The sequence below is a fragment of the Paracoccus everestensis genome, assembly GCF_021491915.1.
Lineage (GTDB): Bacteria > Pseudomonadota > Alphaproteobacteria > Rhodobacterales > Rhodobacteraceae > Paracoccus > Paracoccus everestensis.
The window spans coordinates 2,099,238-2,115,191 of record NZ_CP090836.1; the positions used below are offsets into that span (position 1 = coordinate 2,099,238).

Here is a 15,954-nt window from a genome sequence, read left to right on the forward strand (position 1 = left end):
CGATCCTGTCCCGATCAGAACCCGAACGAGAATTTCCGAACGATGCCCAGCCGCAGCGCGGGCTGGTATTCGTCCTGCACGACCGGCGAGTCCCCGGCATCGCCGATCAGCTTGCCATATTCGACCTCGCCAAGGACCGCGACATTCTCGGTCAGGGCATAGCGCGCCTCGAAGGTGATCGCGGCCTTGTTGAAGCCGCCGCCGATGTCATAGGCGGGACGGCCTGCAGCCGCTTCCTCGGGGGTGACGCCGAAATAGGTTTCGTTGTAGTCGCCGTCGCCATAGCCCAGCGACAGGCCCGACCACAGCGTCATGCGGTCAGACAGGTCGGTGCGGTATTTCGCGCCCACTTCGCCGGTCAGCCCCTCATGGCCGTCGAAACCCTTGCGCACCGAACCAAAGGCCGTCAGCGGCCCGGCGCCATAGCTGACCTTGAGGCCCAACTCATAGGCGCGGTCGATGTCCTTCATGCCCGCCAGATCGTCATTGTCGTCGGCCTCGCGTTCACCCACCGTGCCGAAGGACGGCGAGATGGCAAAGCCTTCGCGCAGGTCGCTGCCCGGCTGGTTGAACCCGGCATTGTCCCAGATCAGCCACGGCCCGGCCTCGGCATCGTCGGAACCGGGATAATCGGGTCCGACATTCACACCGACCCCCAGATCGACCGAGAACTCGCGGCCGGCAAAGCCGAAATCCTGCGCGAATGCACCCGTGGCAGCGGATACGGCAAGAACGGCCAGGGCCAGCGTGTTTTTCATGGTCGGATCCTTCAGGGGGTCGGTGGAATGTAGAGATTACATGAGGCGAATCGTGGCCCTGCACAAGGTGGGGCGCGCCATTCGTTAACCAACGTCCGGCGGGCGGCGCATTTGGGCAACAGCCCCTAGGGGCGTTCCACCCCTTCCAGGTTTTCCAGCACGCTCATCCAGATTTCCTCGGCGCGCGCCATGGCTTGCACGGCTTCGGCACGCTTGGCGGACCAGCGTTTCGCCTCGTAAGGATCGTTGTACAGCGCGGGATCCGCCAGCTTTACATCCAGCTTTGCCAGCATATCGGCCAGCTTTTGCACGCGCTCCTCGGCGCGGCGCGCTTCGGACCGCAGGGCCAGCACCGCGTCGCGCGGCGGGCGTTTCGAGGCGGGTTTGGGCGCCTCGACCACTTTCGGCTCGTCCCCGCTCAGCAGGAACCGGCGATAATCGTCCAGGTCGCCCTCATAGGGGGCCACGGCGCCGTCCTTGACCAGCCACAATCGGTCCGCCACCAGTCCCAACAGGTGCATATCGTGGCTGACCAGCACCACCGCGCCGGTATAGTCGTTCAGGGCCTCGGTCAGCGCCTCGCGCGATTCGATGTCCAGGTGGTTGGTCGGCTCGTCCAGGATCAGCAGATGCGGCGCGTCGATGGTGGCGATCAGCAGCGACAGCCGGGCCTTTTGCCCGCCCGACAACTGGCCCACCTTGGTTTCGGCCTGCGCCTCCATCAGCCCGAAGCCTGCCAGCCGGGCCCGCTGCTTGGCCTGGCCTTCGTGCGGGCGCAGGCTGCGGATGTGATCCAGCGGCGTTTCGTCCAGATGCAGTTCGTCCACCTGGTGCTGCGCGAAATAGCCGATGCGCAGCTTGCCGGATCGGGTCAGCTTGCCCTCCATCGCGGGCAGGCGTTCGGCCAGCAGCTTGGACAGCGTGGACTTGCCCTGCCCGTTGCGGCCCAGCAGCGCGATCCGGTCGTCCTGGTCGATGCGCAGGGTCAGCTTGCGCAAGACCGCGCGCCCGTCATAGCCAACACTAGTGCCCTCCATCGCCACGATCGGGGGCGACAGTTCCTCGGGCTGGGGAAAGCCGAACCGGAACAGCTTGGCTTCCTCGGGCGCGGTGATCGGCTCCATCTTGGCCAGCATCTTGACGCGGGCCTGGGCCTGGCGGGCCTTGCTGGCCTTGGCGCCGAAGCGGTCCACGAAGCCTTGCAGATGGTCGCGCCGGGCCTGTTGCTTCTTTGCCTCGGCGGCCTGCAGGGCGCGGCGTTCCGCGCGCATCCGGGCGAAATCGTCATAGCCGCCGGTATACAGCGTCAGCTTGCGCGCTTCCAGGTGCAGGATATGGCCCACGGCGCGGTTCAGCAGGTCGCGGTCGTGACTGATGATGATGACCGTGTGCGGGTAGCGCGCCAGATAGGTTTCCAGCCACAGCGCGCCTTCCAGGTCCAGATAGTTGGTCGGTTCGTCCAGCAACAGCAGGTCCGGCTGCGCGAACAGCACGCCCGCCAAGGCGACACGCATCCGCCAGCCGCCGGAAAAGTCGCTGGTGGGCCGCGCCTGGTCGGCGGTGGAAAAGCCCAGGCCGTCCAGGATGGAGGCCGCCCGCGCCTCGGCCGACCAGGCGTCGATGTCGGCCAGCCGGGTCTGGATGTCGGCGATCCGGTGCGCGTCCGTGGCGGTGTGGCTTTCGGCCAGAAGCGATGCACGTTCCTTGTCCTCGGCCAGAACGGTTTCCAGGACCGAGGCGGCGGTTCCCGCCGCCTCTTGGGCGACGCCGCCGATGCGCGCGCGGCTGGGCAGGCTGATGTCGCCGCCATCAAGGCCCAGTTCACCCCGGATCAGCCGGAACAGCGTGGTCTTGCCCGCGCCATTGGGGCCGACAAGGCCGACTTTGTGGCCTTCGGGAATGGTGGCCGAGGCGCCCTCGAACAAGGGGCGCCCCTGGATGGAATAAGAGATATCGTCGATGCGTAACATGGGCGCGGCATGGCCGATGCGGGGGGCGGCGTCAAGCTGGCATGGCCGCGCCTCTCCGGGTCTTATCCCGCACAGGGCCGAAGCGTCAGTTCGCCGGTTCCGCCGGGGCTGCCGTGCCGGGCGCCGCTTCGACAGGCTGCGGAACGGTATCCGTGGCTTCGACGGCCGCCTCGGCCGCCGTCTCGGACGTGTCGCGCCCGGACAGCACCATGAAGGCAACCATGATCAGAAATCCGGCGGGGATCAGCGCGTAGAGGAGCGAGCGGGGCATACCGCGACTGGGCTTGGGTTCGGTGGCCATGAGAAGGTTCCTTTCGGGTGTTGGGGGGATAACAGCGGAAAGGACCAAGAAGTTTCAGAACGCCTGGGGATGTCCCGAGGCGGTTGAAGAAGCCTGGCCGGTCGGCCCGATCGGACATTTGCCGCACCGACCTTCGATTGATCAGTTCGCCGCAGCTTCCTGCTTAAACTGTTTCAGCGGCGATGCGTCACAAAGGTAATCCCGCGCAGATGATCCTTCGAAAAGGCAACAAAAAAGCCCCGCCACTCGGCGAGGCCCCTTCTTCATTCCAACCGCAGATCAATACCGCGAAGCCATTGCCGACAGCGGCAGCGGCACGATCTTGTCGGCGTTGCCGGCCGTGCCGAAAGCCTCGAAGCGGTCCTTGCAGACCTGCGACATCATCTGCATCGCGGGCTTGAGGTATTTGCGCGGATCGAACTCGGACGGTTCCTCGGAAAACACCTTGCGGATCGCGGCGGTCATGGCCAGGCGGTTGTCGGTGTCGATGTTGACCTTGCGCACGCCGTGCTTGATGCCGCGCTGGATTTCCTCGACCGGGACGCCCCAGGTCGGCTTGATGTCGCCGCCATAGCTGTTGATGATCTGCTGCAGATCCTCGGGGACCGAGGACGAGCCATGCATCACCAGATGGGTGTTGGGCAGGCGGGTGTGGATTTCCTCGATCACGTGCATCGCCAGGATGTCGCCATCGGGCTTGCGCGAGAACTTGTAGGCGCCGTGCGAGGTGCCCATGGCGATGGCCAGCGCATCCACCTTGGTGTCGTTGACAAAGCGCACGGCCTCGTCCGGGTCGGTCAGAAGCTGGTCGTGGCCCAGTTGTTCCGTCGCGCCGTGGCCGTCCTCCTGGTCGCCCATGCCGGTTTCCAGGCTGCCCAACACGCCCAGCTCGCCTTCCACGGATACGCCGCAGGCGTGCGCCATCTGCACCACCTGGGCGGTCACGTCGCGGTTATAGTCGTAATCGGCGGGCGTCTTGCCGTCGGCTTTCAGCGATCCGTCCATCATCACGCTGGTAAAGCCGTTCTGGATCGCGGTGGCGCAGGTCGCCAGACCGTTGCCGTGGTCCAGATGCATGCACAGCGGGATGTCCGGGAAGGCGCGGGCAAAGCCCTGGATCAGCCCCGCCAGCACCAGGTCGTTGGCATAGGCGCGCGCGCCCCGGCTGGCCTGCAGGATCACCGGCGATTTCGTCGCCTGCGCTGCGGTCATGATCGCCAGACCCTGCTCCATGTTGTTGATGTTGAAGGCGGGGACCGCGTAGCCATTCTCGGCCGCGTGGTCGAGAAGCTGGCGCAGGGTAATCATAGCCATGTCGTTATCCTTCGGTGGGTTCGGCCAGATAGCCGAGGATCGTCTCGACCTCGTCCTTAGCGCCGAATATCAGGGGCGTCATGTCGTGTACCGCTAACGGTTTGCGATAACGGATGGGCTGCGTGCCGTCGGATGCAAGGCCGCCCGCCTCTTCGACCAGAAAGGCGATGGGCATCGCCTCATAGACCAGCCGCAGCTTGCCGTTTCCGTATCCGGGGCGCCGGTCGGCGGGATAAAGGAACGCGCCCCCGTTCAGCAGGATGCGGTGCAATTCGCCCACGGCGGCGGCCAGCCAGCGCATGTTGTAGTTCTTGCCCAGCGGCCCGTCCCGGCCCGCGCGCAGATCGGCGACCCAGGCTTGCAGCCCCGACGTCCAGTGGCGTTCGTTCGACGCGTTATAGGCGATGGTGGATGCCTTGGCCTTCAGCACGACGTTCTCGCGCACCATGCGGAACTCGCCCGCCTCGTCGTCCCAGCCGGCGATATGGGTGCCGTCGCCCAGGGACCAGCCGAAATCCATCGAATGGCCGAAGCTGGCATAGCCCGCAGCCACCACCGATTCACCCGTCCGCAGAAAGCCTTCGGGCGCGGCGGGCAGGATGGAAAACAGCATCCCCAAGGGCGCGCCGATGCCGATGCTGCCCGATCCGTCGATGGGGTCCATCGCCACGTCCCAGGCGCCGTCGGGGTTGAGGGGAATGACCGCCTCGGCTTCCTCGGACAGGACCTGGCGGACACCGGCGCGGCGCAGCACCTCGATCATGTGGTGATGGGCGCCCACGTCCAGCGCCTTCTGCTTGTCGCCGGTGTCGTTGACGCCCACGATCTCGGTCGGGTCGCCGTGCAGGCGTCCCGCGGCCAGACGCTGCATCAGCGGGGGCTGCGCCTCGGCAATGGCGCGGACAATGGCGGCGGGGCCACCCCCTGTCAGCACCTGCGACAGCAGGCGGCCCGTGGCCGGGCCGTCGTTCGGCAGTTTCAGCATCCCTCAGGCCTTGTTGTATTTCGAATCGACCGCGTCGATTGCGTTCACGTTGCCTGCGGACTTGCCGGCCTTGTCGAAGTTCTGGGTCTCGGCCAGCCAGGCATCAGCGATGGCCTTGGCCAGTTCCGGGCCGATCACGCGCGCGCCCATGGTGATGACCTGCGCGTCGTTCGACAGCGCGGCGCGGGTGGCGGAATAGGTGTCATGGGTCAGCGCGGCGCGGATGCCCGGCACCTTGTTGGCCGCGATGCAGACGCCAATGCCCGTGCCGCAGACCAGGATGGCGCGGTCAAAGGTGCCGTCCTTGACCTGGGACGCCACGCGGTCGGACAGGTTGGCATAGAAGGCGTCCGGGCCTTCGTCGGTGCGGCTGATTTCCGACACCTGATGTTTGTCTTTCAGATGGTCGGCCAGAACCTTGGCCAGACCCTCGCCCGCGCTGTCGCCTGCAATTGCCAGTTTCATTGCTTTTCTCCGATGGTTGCGGCGCAGCGCGCCAGGATGTCGAGATAGCCGTCCACGTTCCAGGCGGACCGGCCGATGAACAGCCCGTCGATATGCGGGCAGGAAATCAGTTCCTCGCAATTGCCCGGATTGACCGAGCCGCCGTAAAGACAGGGCACGCGGCGCCCCAGCACGTTCTGCGCGACCGCGACGATCTCGGCCTGGCGGGCATCGGCATAGTCGGACGTGGCGGGGATCCCGTTAACGCCGATGGCCCAGACAGGTTCATAGGCCAGCAGGATCGTGGCGTTCTTCTGATCGCCTGTCAGCTTGCCAAGCGCGCCGCGCACCTGCGTTTCCAGCACGTCCTGGGCACGGCCGGATTCGCGTTCGGCCAGCGTCTCGCCGATGCAGATCAGGGGGATCAGCCCGTGACGGACCGCGGCCTCGGTCTTTAGGCCCACGGTGTCGTCCGTCTCGCCGAAATGCTCGCGCCGTTCGCTGTGGCCCAGTTCCACGATGTCGAGGTTGCAGTCGCGCAGCATCACGGGGCTAATCTCGCCCGTCCAGGCGCCCTCGTCGGCCCAGTGCATGTTCTGCGCGCCGACCTTCACGGATGTGCCTGACAGCCATTCCTTGACCTGCCGCACGGCGGTGAAGGGCGGGATCACGAAACGCTGGATGCGCGGGTCGCGGCCCGCATCGGCGGCGGCCAGGCCTTCGGCAAAGACGCGTGCCTGATCCAGCGTCTTGTTCATCTTCCAGCTTGTGCCGATCCAGAAATCCGTCATGCGCTCAATCCCTTGCAATGGTCAGCCGCAGCCCGGCCCGCTCGATCGCGGCGCGATCATGGGGCGCGGGGGCGGCGTCGGTGATGATGGCGTCGAAGTCGGTCAGGTCCGCCAGCGCGTGCAGCGCGGACCGGCCGAAGCGAGTGTGGTTGACCAGCAGCACCGCCCGGTCGGCGGCAGAGATCATCGCGCGCTTGGCGCGCACCGCCGCGTCGTCCATGTGGAAAGCCCGCAGCCCGGCCACGGCAGGCGTGGAAATAAAGGCCAAATCCGCGCGCAGCCGCGACAGCGCATCCTCGGTCACGACGCCGAAGAAGCCGTTGAACTTGGCGCTGTAGGTGCCGCCAAGGGCGATCAGCGTCACGCGCGGCGCGTCCTTCAGTCGGTCGATCACGGCGGCGTTGTTGGTGATGACGGTCAGGGGGGCCTTGTCGACCAAGTTGGCGCCCAACAGCGCCGCCATGGACCCGTCGTTGACCATCACGGTCATGCCGGGTTCCACCAGATCCAGCGCCGCGCGGGCCATGCGGGCCTTGGCATCAGAGTCCTGCAACGCACGGATGCGAAAGTCGCTCTCGAACTGGGTGCCCGCCTCGATGGTGGCGCCGCCGCGCACCTTGCGCAGCAGACCCGCCTGTTCCAAGTCGTCCAAGTCGCGGTGGATGGTCATGCGCGACACGGCGAAACGGTCGGCCAGATCGTCCAGATCCACGGCGCGGGCGCCGACCAAAAGGTCCATGATCGCCTGCCTGCGTTCGTCGCGCTTCAACCATGCCTCCTGCGTTGGGGCGGTTGTAACACCGCCCATCGAAATCGCAACATGATTTTTGTGACATTGTGATGGGCTTTTGTGATTATCGTTGTGATCCGTGCCGGTCCGCGTTATTCACCCTCAAACCGTCGGAGGACCATATGCCCCTAGATTCGCCCAAAGACCCCAAGATCGCGGCCAAGGCCGACTTGGATCCGCAGAACTTCGCGCTGGCCAACTGCATTCGCGCGCTGTCCATCGACGCGGTGAACGCGGCGAATTCGGGCCATCCGGGCGCCCCCATGGGCATGGCCGACGCGGCCACGGTGCTGTTCCGCAACCACCTGAAGTTCGACGCCAAGAACCCCGACTGGCCGGATCGCGACCGCTTCGTGCTGTCGAACGGCCACGCGTCCATGCTGCTCTATTCCCTGCTGCACCTGACGGGCTATGAGGACATGACGCTGGAGCAGGTCAGGAACTTCCGCCAGTGGGGATCCATCACGGCGGGCCACCCGGAATACGGCCATGCCAAGGGGATCGAGACGACGACCGGCCCGCTGGGCCAGGGTCTCGCCACGGCGGTGGGCATGGCATTGGCGGAACGGCGGCTGGCGGCAGAGTTCGGTGACGATCTGGTCGATCATCACACCTATGTCTTCACTGGCGACGGCTGCTTGCAGGAAGGCATCGGGCAGGAAGCCATCAGCCTTGCGGGCCATCTGGGCCTGAGCAAGCTGATCGTGCTGTATGACGACAACGACATCACCATCGACGGCCCGACCTCGATCAGCTTCTCGGAAGATGTGCCCGCGCGCTTCCAAGCCTGCGGCTGGCACGTCGAGAGGTGCGACGGCCACGACGGCAAGGCGCTTGACGCGGCCATCGCGGCGGCCAAGGCGGAAACCGGCAAGCCCTCGCTGATCGCGATGAAGACGGTGATCGGCTTCGGCTCGCCCAACAAGGCGGGCAGCTATTCGGTCCATGGATCGCCCCTGGGCAAGGACGAGGCCGCGCTGACCCGCGAGGCGATCGGCTGGCCGCACGAGGCCTTTGTGATCCCCGAGGACCTGCTGTCGGAATGGCGCAAGATCGGCACCCGCGGCGCCACCGACCGCGAGGCTTGGGAAGCGCGTCTGGCGGGCAAGTCCGCCGAGGTCCGCGATGAATTCAACCGCCGCCAGTCGGGCATCCTTCCCGAAGGGTATGACGCCGCCGTCAAGGCCGCCCGCGACGCGCTGTTCGCGGACCCCAAGAAGGCCGCGACCCGCAAGGCCAGCCAGATGGCGCTGGAGCCGCTGACCGCCGCCCTGCCGGAAATGATCGGCGGGTCCGCCGACCTGACCGGGTCGAACCTGACCCGCGTCAAGGCCGTGGACAGCCAGTACACGCGCGAGGCGCCGGGCCGCTATATCGGCTATGGCGTGCGCGAATTCGGCATGGCCGCCGCGATGAACGGGATCAACCTGCATGGCGGCTTCATCGCCTATGGCGGGACGTTCCTGGTCTTTTCGGACTATGCCCGCAACGCGATCCGCCTGTCGGCGCTGATGGGGGTCGGCACGATCTTCGTGATGACCCATGACAGCATCGGCCTGGGCGAGGATGGCCCGACCCACCAGCCGATCGAGCATCTGGCCAGCTTGCGTGCCATCCCGAACCTGACGGTCCTGCGCCCCGCCGACACGGTGGAAACGCTGGAAGCCTGGGACATCGCGATCCGCAACCGCAATGTCCCGTCCTTGCTGGCCCTGTCGCGCCAGGACGTGCCGCAACTGCGGCTAGAGGCCGGGGACGAGAACCTGACCGCCAAGGGCGCCTATGTGATCCGCCAGTTCGGCGAGGGCCGCGACGTGACGCTGATCGCCACGGGGACCGAGGTGCAGCTTGCCGTCCAGGCCGCCGAAACGCTGCATGGCCAGGGCCTGGCCGTCGCCGTCGTGTCGATGCCGTCGTGGGAACTGTTCGACGCGCAGCCCGAGGATTACCGCAACGCGACCCTAGGCGACGCGCCGCGCATCGCCGTGGAAGCGGCAGGCAAGTTCGGCTGGACGCGCTATGTCGCGTCCGAGGACGACGTGATCGGCATGACCGGCTTTGGCGCATCCGCGCCCATCGACCGGCTGTACCAGGAGTTCGGGATCACGGCGGATGCCATCGTCGCCCGCGCGAAGGCATTGACCGGCAAGTAACCGGCCAGGTGCGTGGGAAACCACGCACCCTACACCCGAACCGTAGGGTGCGTGCTTCGCACGCACCTTTCCTATGGGTGGGCCAAGGCCACCGCCGTCGCCTCATCCGTGATCAACCCGCGCAACCGGCCGCTTTTCAGGGCGGCGCGGATCGCCTGCACCTTGTCGGCCCCGCCCGCGATCACCACCACGCGGCTGTCGCCCGGATCGTCCAGCGATGCCGACAGCGTGCGCGCCGACAGCGTGGTATCCAGCACATGGCCTTGGGCATCGAGGAAATGGCCCATCATCTCGCCTACCCCCCCTGCCGCGCGGATCTCGTCGATCTCTCGCGGCTCTATCATGCCGGATGCGACCAGTTGCGCGCCGGGATCGACCGTGCCCATGCCCACGAACTTCAGCCCCGCGCCATTGGCCAGGTCGAAAATCTCGCGCACGCCCGGTTGCGCCAGCAGCACCGCGCGGTCGGTTTCCGAATTGGCAAAGAACGGCACCGGCAGGACATAGGCCTGCGCGCCGGTCTTTTCGGCCAGCCGGTGCATCACGTCATGGCGGTTGGCCGAGTAGTTCCGCGTCAGCCCGCCCAGCAGCGACACGAAATGCGTGCCGTTCGCATCGAAGCGCGGCAGTTCCCCGACCGCGGCGGCCAGCGTGCGGCCATGGCCCAGGCCGATGACGCGGTGTTCCCCCCGTTCGATTTCCCGGCGCAGAAAGCCGGCCCCCGCCAGGCCCAGGGCGCGCAAGGGGATCCCATCCTCGCCCAGATCGGGGGCAACCTCGCAGAAGGCCAGGCCGTAGCGCTTGCACAACCGATCCTCCAGCGCCGCGCATTCGACAATGGCGCCGTCGATGGAAACCTTGACCGCGCCGTCGGCCACGGCGCGGGCGATCAGCCGATGCGCCTTGACGCCGGTGACGCCCAGCCGCTTGGCGACCGCCGCCTGGGTCAACCCGCCCGCGTAATGCAGCCATGCCGCGCGGGTGGCGAGGCTTTTTTCAGGGTCGATCCCGCCATGCCGCGCCATCAGCCCGCCTCCTCCATGATGCGGCGCAACTCGTTTTCGGTCAGCGCCACAGGGTTGGCCTTCATCGAGGACGAGGTTGCCGCCGCCTCAGCTGCGGCGGTCTGCGCTTCGGGGCCGATGCCAAGCGCGGTCAGCGCCGGAAGGCCCGCGCGATGGGACCAGTCGGCAAGCGCCCGCGTGGCCTCGGGCATCGAGGCGAAGGGCGTGTCGAAACCCGCACCGATCCAGCGGGCCACCTGATCCAGACGCTCGATGGCACCCGGATCGGTCGCGGCGCGGCGGTTTGCCATCAACACATGGGGCAGCAACGCACCGCAGATTGCGCCATGGGGGGCGCCGGTCAGCCCGCCCAGCGGCCCGGCAAGGCCATGGACCGCGCCCAACCCGGCATTGGCAAGCGCCAGCCCGCCGCAAAGGCTGACCCAGGCCATCTCGTCCCGGGCTGCTGGATCTTCATCCTCCATCAACCGCCGGATCGCGGCCAGCCCGCGTGGGATCGCGTCGCGGCACAGCGCATCGGTCAGCGGATTGGCGCGGGTGCAGACGAAAGGCTCGATCACCTGGGTGATGGCATCGAGGCCCGAGGCCAGCGTCACCGCGCGCGGGCACCCGTCGGTTAGCGCCGGATCGACGATCGCAAGGCGCGGCAGCATCCGCGCATCGCGGAGGCTGACCTTGCGGCGCTGTTCCGGCACGCCGATCACGGCGTTGCGCGTGACCTCGGCCCCCGTGCCGGCTATGGTGGGAATGGCGACAAAGGGCAAGGGCGGGTTGTCCAGCGGCAGGCCGTGGCCCACGACCTCAAGGTGATCCAGCATCGGGCGCGTGGCGGGAACAAGGGCGGCAATGGCCTTGCCCGCGTCGATCACCGCCCCCCCGCCCAGGGCCACGACAACATCAGCCCCCTGCGCCGCGCGGATGCCTTCCTGGATCAAGGGAACATCCGGTTCGCGCGGGACGGCAAAGCCCGTGATTTTGCAGCCCTGCGCGGTCAGCGCATCGGCCAACCATCCCGCGCGGCCCGCGTCGCGGCCATGGACCAGCAGCACCCGTTGGCCCATCCCCTTGATCCGCGCCGCCGCGACAGCCGCCTGGCCCCTGGCGAACAGGATCTCGGTCGCGGTGGCAAAGGCGAAGGGCGCGACCATCAGACCCTCAGATCCCCGGCGCCGCTGTCGATATGCGGCGCCCAGAAGGCCACGCTCTCGGCGATTTGGGCGATCACCTGCCGGTCGTTCGGTTCGCGTTCCTTGAAGGACAGTTCGAGGCAGATTTCGTTGTCCACGGCCCCGCCCTGGGCCAATGCCGCCAGAAGGGGTTCCGGCTGGATCGCACCCTTGGCATTGTATTCGGCGGTAAACGGGCGATGGCCCGACTTGTCCATCATCGATTGCTTGATGTGGATGATCGGGCTGACCTTGGGCACCGTGCGCGCCCAGGCATAGGGGTCGGTGTCGTCCGGGTTGGGGCTGGTCACGTCGCCATGGTCGATATCGGCCATCATCCACATCGGCACGGCCATGTTTGCCGCCGTCAACCGATCCTGCAATTCCATGCAGGCGGCGATGGTTTCGCCGAATTCGCGCCCCACGCTCATCGGTTCCCAGAAGACATAGGACAGACCGGCGGCCTTGGCGTGGTCCGCGACCTCGGCCCAGCAGTCGATGGCGGTCTGGATCAGCGCCTCTCGCCGTTGCGGGTCGTCGTAATCTTGATAGGTAAAGATCGCGAACTGCGTGCCGACCGATGTGCCGCCAAGGTCGCCGATGATGTCGGCGAAGGTCTTGAACCAGTCCACATAGTATCGCCGCACGTCGCGGTCGGGGTGGCCGAAGTGGTTGAGCCGCCCGTAAGGTCCGGTCATGCCGCTGGTCACGCGCACGCCGGTGCGGTCCAGCGCGGCAGCCATCTGGCGGGTCAGGCGCCGGATCACCGGGGCGGGCCAGCCTGGGTTGATGAATTCATGGGTCAACTGCAGATCGCGGATGCGCAGGTCACGCGCCACCGTGTCGATCAGGTCGTCGGGGTCGGCAAAGCGGTTGACCAGCGGGTTGGTGTTCAGCGAAAGCGTCAGGGTCATGGCGGTCACGCAGCCTTTGCCAGATCGGACCCGTCGAACCAGTCCGCGAAGGCCTGCTGTTCGGCGGGCGTCAGGTGCAGGTAATGCTTGGTGCGGCGCATCAGGATGTCCTCGGGCGTTTGCGCCCATTCGCGGGCGACCAGATAGCGGACCTCGGCTTCATAGAGCGTGCCGCCGAAATGGCGGCCAAGGTCCGCCATGTTCATCGCGCCCGCGACGACATCCCTGATCCGCGCGCCGTAAAGGCGGGCGTAATGAACGATCAGCGGGCGCGGCATCCAGGGATGCAGGTCGCGCTGCAGGTTCAGGAAAGATTCGAAATCGGCGTTGGCGATCTCTCCGCCCGGCAGGGGGGCGGCTTCGGTCCAGTCCGGTCCCATCTTGGGAAAGATGCCCTTCAGCCTGTGCATCCCGCGTTCGGCCAGTTCGCGGAAGGTGGTGATCTTGCCGCCGAATACGTTCAGCAGCGGCGCACCGCCGGTGGCGTCCAGGTCGAAGACGTAATCGCGCGTCACGGCGGACGGGTTGCCCGCACCGTCGTCAAACAGCGGGCGCACTCCGGAAAAGGCGTGCAGCACGTCCGAAGGGCGCAGCTTTTCCTTGAAATAGCGGTTCACGGCGGCCAGCAGGTAATCGATCTCGTCCTGGCCCACGGCCACGTCCTCGGCCCGGCCCTCATAGGCCACGTCGGTGGTGCCGATCAGCGCCTTGTCGCCTTCATAGGGGTTGATGAAGATGACCCGCTTGTCGTGGTTCTGGACCAGATAGGCCTGCTGGCCCGACCACCATTTCGGCACGATGATGTGGCTGCCCTTGACCAGCCGGACCTTGCGGCCGGAATTGGACCCGGCGACATTGTTGATGACATCGCTGACCCAAGGCCCCGCGCAGTTGACGATGCAGCGCGCACGGAAGCTGCGGATCTCTCCCGTGACCTCGTTGCGGGTCTGCACGGTCCAGGCGCCGTTCTCGCGCCGGGCGGAAATGCAGGGGCTGCGGGTCAGGACGGTGGCGCCCTTTTCCGCCGCGCCGACCGCGTTCAGGATCACAAGGCGGGCGTCGTCCACCCAGCAGTCGCTGTATTCGAACCCCCTGTGATACTGGTTCAGCAACGGCGCGCCCTCGGGGTCGCGGCGCAGGTCCAGCGTGCGGGTGCCGGGCAGCTTCTTGCGCCCGCCCAGGTTGTCGTAAAGGAACAGGCCCAGCCGGACCAGCCAGGCCGGGCGATCCTGCGGCGAATGGGGCAGCACGAAGCGCATCGGCCAGATGATGTGCGGGGCGGCGTTCAGCAGCACCTCGCGCTCGATCAGGGCTTCGCGGACCAGGCGGAATTCGTAATATTCCAGATAGCGCAGGCCCCCGTGGACCAGCTTGCCCGACCGGGAGGACGTGCCCTGCGCCAGGTCGTCCTTTTCGCACAACACGACCTTCAGACCCCGGCCCGCCGCGTCGCGCGCCACGCCCGCGCCGTTGATGCCGCCGCCGATGACGAAAAGGTCGATCATGTCGGTGTCAGAGGTCATTCTTCATGTCCTTTCAGGGATCGGGCTGCGGCAAGGGCGTCCCATGCGGGCGGCAAGGCCCGGCGCGAGGCGGCGAAGGCCGGAAACAGCGCGTCATAGGCCGCGACAAGCGCGGGATCGGGTTGTTCTGCCTGTCCCAGCAGGGGCGTGACCCACTCGGCGATGCAGCTTTCCATGTCGGGATAGGCGCCGATGGCGACGGCGGCCATCATCGCCGCGCCCGCCGCGCCCGCCTCGTCGCGGTCGGATACGCGGACGGGGGCGTTCAGGCTGGCCGACAGGATCCCGCGCAGGCCCCGCGACCGGGCGGCCCCGCCGGTCAGGCGCAGTTCGCCGGGCAGCGGACCCATCGCGGCATAACAATCGCGCATGGCCATGCCCAGCCCCTCGGCCACGGCGCGGACCAGATCGGGGTATCGGTGGCCCGCCGACAGGCCGACAAAGCCTGCCCGCGCGTCGGCATTGACAAAAGGCCCTCGTTCCCCGGCGTCCGAGATATAGGGGTGATAGACGATCTGGCCGGGTTTCGCCTGCGCCAGCCAGCCCTCGATATGCGCGACCAGATCGCGATGGGTCACGACCTGGCCCATGTCGGACATGATGCCCGCCGCGATCCCCAGAACCCAGTCCAGGTTAAGGGTCGCCGCCATGTTGGTCTGGACCTGGGTGACGATGCCGGGAATGGGCAGGCAGATGACATAGCCGGTGCCCTCGGCGTTCAGATGCACGTCGCCCGCAGGGACCGCGCGCAGGTGGACGCCGGTGGACCCCACCGTGGAACAGGCCACGTCGCCTGCCGCGCCGCCATAAACGCCCGCGCCAAGCGCCGTCATCACCATGTCCACATAGCCCAAGGCGACCGGTGTGCCCGCCAGAAGCCCGGTCTGCCGCGCGGCATCCGCCGTCAGCGGATGCGTGACCTGGGTTCCGTCAATGATCGGCGGCAGCAGACCGCGGCGATGGGTCAGGCCAAGCGCGTCGATTACCGCGTCGTCGTATTCGCGGGTGCGGAAGTTGCCGAAGGTGAAGCCGGCTTCCGACGGATCGGTCGCCCGCACGCCCGTCAGGTTCAGGTAAAGCCAGTCCTTGCAATGCAGCGCGACCTCGGCCCTGTCCAGCAGGTCGGGCGCGTGGGCGTCCATATGCGCCATCTGGCTGCCCTGCTGGCAGGTGTTCAGGCCGGTGCCCGTCGCCTCGAACCGGGCGCGGTTGGCGGGGCCGTCCGCCAGCCGCGCCACGGTGGGCGCGGCGCGGGCGTCCAGCCACAGCCAGGCATCGTCTACCGGCCCGTCGCGGCCGACCAGCCATGTCCCGTCGCCCTGCGCCGTCACCGACAGCGCCGCCGTGCGCGAGGCCAGGCCGTCCACCTTCGCCCCCAGCCCGCGCAACGCCGCCGCGCAATCGTCCCAGGTCTGGCCCAGCGATTGCGTGGCCGATCCGTCGACGCCCGAATGATAGCGGTTGGGCACAGATGCCGCAGCGATCTGCCCGCCCGACAGGTCAAAGGCCACCGCCTTGATGACCGAGGTGCCTGCGTCGATGCCGATCAGGATGTCACGGCCAAGCATGGACTAATTCCTTGCGCGGCAGGCCGGGTTTCGCGGCAATCATTCCAAATCCTCCTGCGCGGGTCCGTTGCAGGACCGCGCCCATTCCCAAATCCATACACGAAAGGACAAGCACCGTGAATGCATTTTTTTGCAGACAGCGTAATTAATTTCAGTTAAGGTCAGGTTCAAGGGCAGGATCCGTCAGAGGAGGCGACTTGCCTGCCGGGCCGTGCAATCAGTCAACGCAGGCCAGGCCAAAAAGGTTACGAG

The 15,954-nt window shown here is 66.8% G+C and carries 14 protein-coding genes; 1 reads left to right on the forward strand and 13 read right to left on the reverse strand.

The window, feature by feature from the left end; genetic code table 11:
• Positions 1-14: 14 nt before the first annotated feature.
• The 8 genes from LZ585_RS10390 to LZ585_RS10425 form a co-directional block, all read right to left on the reverse strand.
• Positions 15-758 (reverse strand): MipA/OmpV family protein, encoded by a 744-nt coding sequence (locus LZ585_RS10390; RefSeq protein ID WP_234853497.1) that lies wholly within the window; start codon positions 756-758, stop codon positions 15-17.
• 125 nt (positions 759-883) lie between these two features.
• Positions 884-2,728, reverse strand: a complete 1,845-nt coding sequence (locus LZ585_RS10395) for an ABC-F family ATP-binding cassette domain-containing protein (RefSeq protein WP_234853498.1) — start codon at positions 2,726-2,728, stop codon at positions 884-886.
• Positions 2,729-2,813: 85 nt separating this feature from the next.
• The gene (locus tag LZ585_RS10400) at positions 2,814-3,029 is read right to left on the reverse strand and encodes a hypothetical protein (protein WP_234853499.1); all 216 of its coding nucleotides are present in this window, start codon (positions 3,027-3,029) and stop codon (positions 2,814-2,816) included.
• Between the two features lie 279 nt (positions 3,030-3,308).
• A complete protein-coding gene (gene fba / locus LZ585_RS10405; RefSeq protein WP_234853500.1) occupies positions 3,309-4,343 on the reverse strand; it encodes a class II fructose-bisphosphate aldolase in 1,035 nt (344 codons plus the stop codon).
• Between the two features lie 4 nt (positions 4,344-4,347).
• Positions 4,348-5,328, reverse strand: a complete 981-nt coding sequence (locus LZ585_RS10410; RefSeq protein ID WP_234853501.1) for a class 1 fructose-bisphosphatase — start codon at positions 5,326-5,328, stop codon at positions 4,348-4,350.
• A 3-nt stretch (positions 5,329-5,331) separates the two neighbouring features.
• A complete protein-coding gene (derI, locus tag LZ585_RS10415; protein ID WP_234853502.1) occupies positions 5,332-5,793 on the reverse strand; it encodes a D-erythrulose-4-phosphate isomerase in 462 nt (153 codons plus the stop codon).
• Positions 5,790-6,563 (reverse strand): triose-phosphate isomerase, encoded by a 774-nt coding sequence (locus LZ585_RS10420; RefSeq protein WP_234853503.1) that lies wholly within the window; start codon positions 6,561-6,563, stop codon positions 5,790-5,792. Before LZ585_RS10420 ends, derI begins: the two co-directional genes overlap by 4 nt.
• Before the next feature lie 4 nt (positions 6,564-6,567).
• Complete coding sequence (locus tag LZ585_RS10425) at positions 6,568-7,332, reverse strand: DeoR/GlpR family DNA-binding transcription regulator (RefSeq protein WP_234853504.1); 765 nt, start codon at positions 7,330-7,332, stop codon at positions 6,568-6,570.
• 143 nt (positions 7,333-7,475) lie between these two features.
• Here LZ585_RS10425 and tkt point away from each other — a divergent pair, with 143 nt between their 5' ends.
• Positions 7,476-9,506: a transketolase gene (gene tkt, locus LZ585_RS10430; RefSeq protein WP_234853505.1), complete on the forward strand. Its 2,031-nt coding sequence runs from the start codon at positions 7,476-7,478 to the stop codon at positions 9,504-9,506.
• Between the two features lie 71 nt (positions 9,507-9,577).
• Here the strand turns inward: tkt and LZ585_RS10435 are convergent, their stop codons facing one another.
• The 5 genes from LZ585_RS10435 to LZ585_RS10455 are packed head-to-tail and all read right to left on the reverse strand — an operon-like array spanning position 9,578 to position 15,702.
• Entirely contained in the window at positions 9,578-10,531 is a 954-nt protein-coding gene (locus LZ585_RS10435; protein WP_234853506.1) for a sugar-binding transcriptional regulator, read from the reverse strand.
• Entirely contained in the window at positions 10,531-11,679 is a 1,149-nt protein-coding gene (locus LZ585_RS10440; RefSeq protein ID WP_234853507.1) for an iron-containing alcohol dehydrogenase, read from the reverse strand. The genes LZ585_RS10435 and LZ585_RS10440 overlap by 1 nt, the downstream gene beginning before the upstream one ends.
• Positions 11,679-12,611, reverse strand: a complete 933-nt coding sequence (locus LZ585_RS10445; protein WP_234853508.1) for a sugar phosphate isomerase/epimerase family protein — start codon at positions 12,609-12,611, stop codon at positions 11,679-11,681. The genes LZ585_RS10440 and LZ585_RS10445 overlap by 1 nt, the downstream gene beginning before the upstream one ends.
• 5 nt (positions 12,612-12,616) lie before the next feature.
• The gene (locus LZ585_RS10450; RefSeq protein ID WP_234853509.1) at positions 12,617-14,134 is read right to left on the reverse strand and encodes a glycerol-3-phosphate dehydrogenase; all 1,518 of its coding nucleotides are present in this window, start codon (positions 14,132-14,134) and stop codon (positions 12,617-12,619) included.
• Entirely contained in the window at positions 14,131-15,702 is a 1,572-nt protein-coding gene (locus LZ585_RS10455; protein ID WP_234853510.1) for an FGGY-family carbohydrate kinase, read from the reverse strand. The genes LZ585_RS10450 and LZ585_RS10455 overlap by 4 nt, the downstream gene beginning before the upstream one ends.
• Positions 15,703-15,954: the final 252 nt, after the last annotated feature.

Coding starts and splice junctions, on each gene's coding strand:
- LZ585_RS10390 (WP_234853497.1), bottom strand. CDS start 758: ATGAAAAACACGCTGGCCCTGGCCGTTCTTGCCGTATCCGCTGCCACG.
- LZ585_RS10395 (WP_234853498.1), bottom strand. CDS start 2,728: ATGTTACGCATCGACGATATCTCTTATTCCATCCAGGGGCGCCCCTTG.
- LZ585_RS10400 (WP_234853499.1), bottom strand. CDS start 3,029: ATGGCCACCGAACCCAAGCCCAGTCGCGGTATGCCCCGCTCGCTCCTC.
- fba (WP_234853500.1), bottom strand. CDS start 4,343: ATGGCTATGATTACCCTGCGCCAGCTTCTCGACCACGCGGCCGAGAAT.
- LZ585_RS10410 (WP_234853501.1), bottom strand. CDS start 5,328: ATGCTGAAACTGCCGAACGACGGCCCGGCCACGGGCCGCCTGCTGTCG.
- derI (WP_234853502.1), bottom strand. CDS start 5,793: ATGAAACTGGCAATTGCAGGCGACAGCGCGGGCGAGGGTCTGGCCAAG.
- LZ585_RS10420 (WP_234853503.1), bottom strand. CDS start 6,563: ATGACGGATTTCTGGATCGGCACAAGCTGGAAGATGAACAAGACGCTG.
- tkt (WP_234853505.1), top strand. CDS start 7,476: ATGCCCCTAGATTCGCCCAAAGACCCCAAGATCGCGGCCAAGGCCGAC.
- LZ585_RS10435 (WP_234853506.1), bottom strand. CDS start 10,531: ATGGCGCGGCATGGCGGGATCGACCCTGAAAAAAGCCTCGCCACCCGC.
- LZ585_RS10440 (WP_234853507.1), bottom strand. CDS start 11,679: ATGGTCGCGCCCTTCGCCTTTGCCACCGCGACCGAGATCCTGTTCGCC.
- LZ585_RS10445 (WP_234853508.1), bottom strand. CDS start 12,611: ATGACCCTGACGCTTTCGCTGAACACCAACCCGCTGGTCAACCGCTTT.
- LZ585_RS10450 (WP_234853509.1), bottom strand. CDS start 14,134: ATGACCTCTGACACCGACATGATCGACCTTTTCGTCATCGGCGGCGGC.
- LZ585_RS10455 (WP_234853510.1), bottom strand. CDS start 15,702: ATGCTTGGCCGTGACATCCTGATCGGCATCGACGCAGGCACCTCGGTC.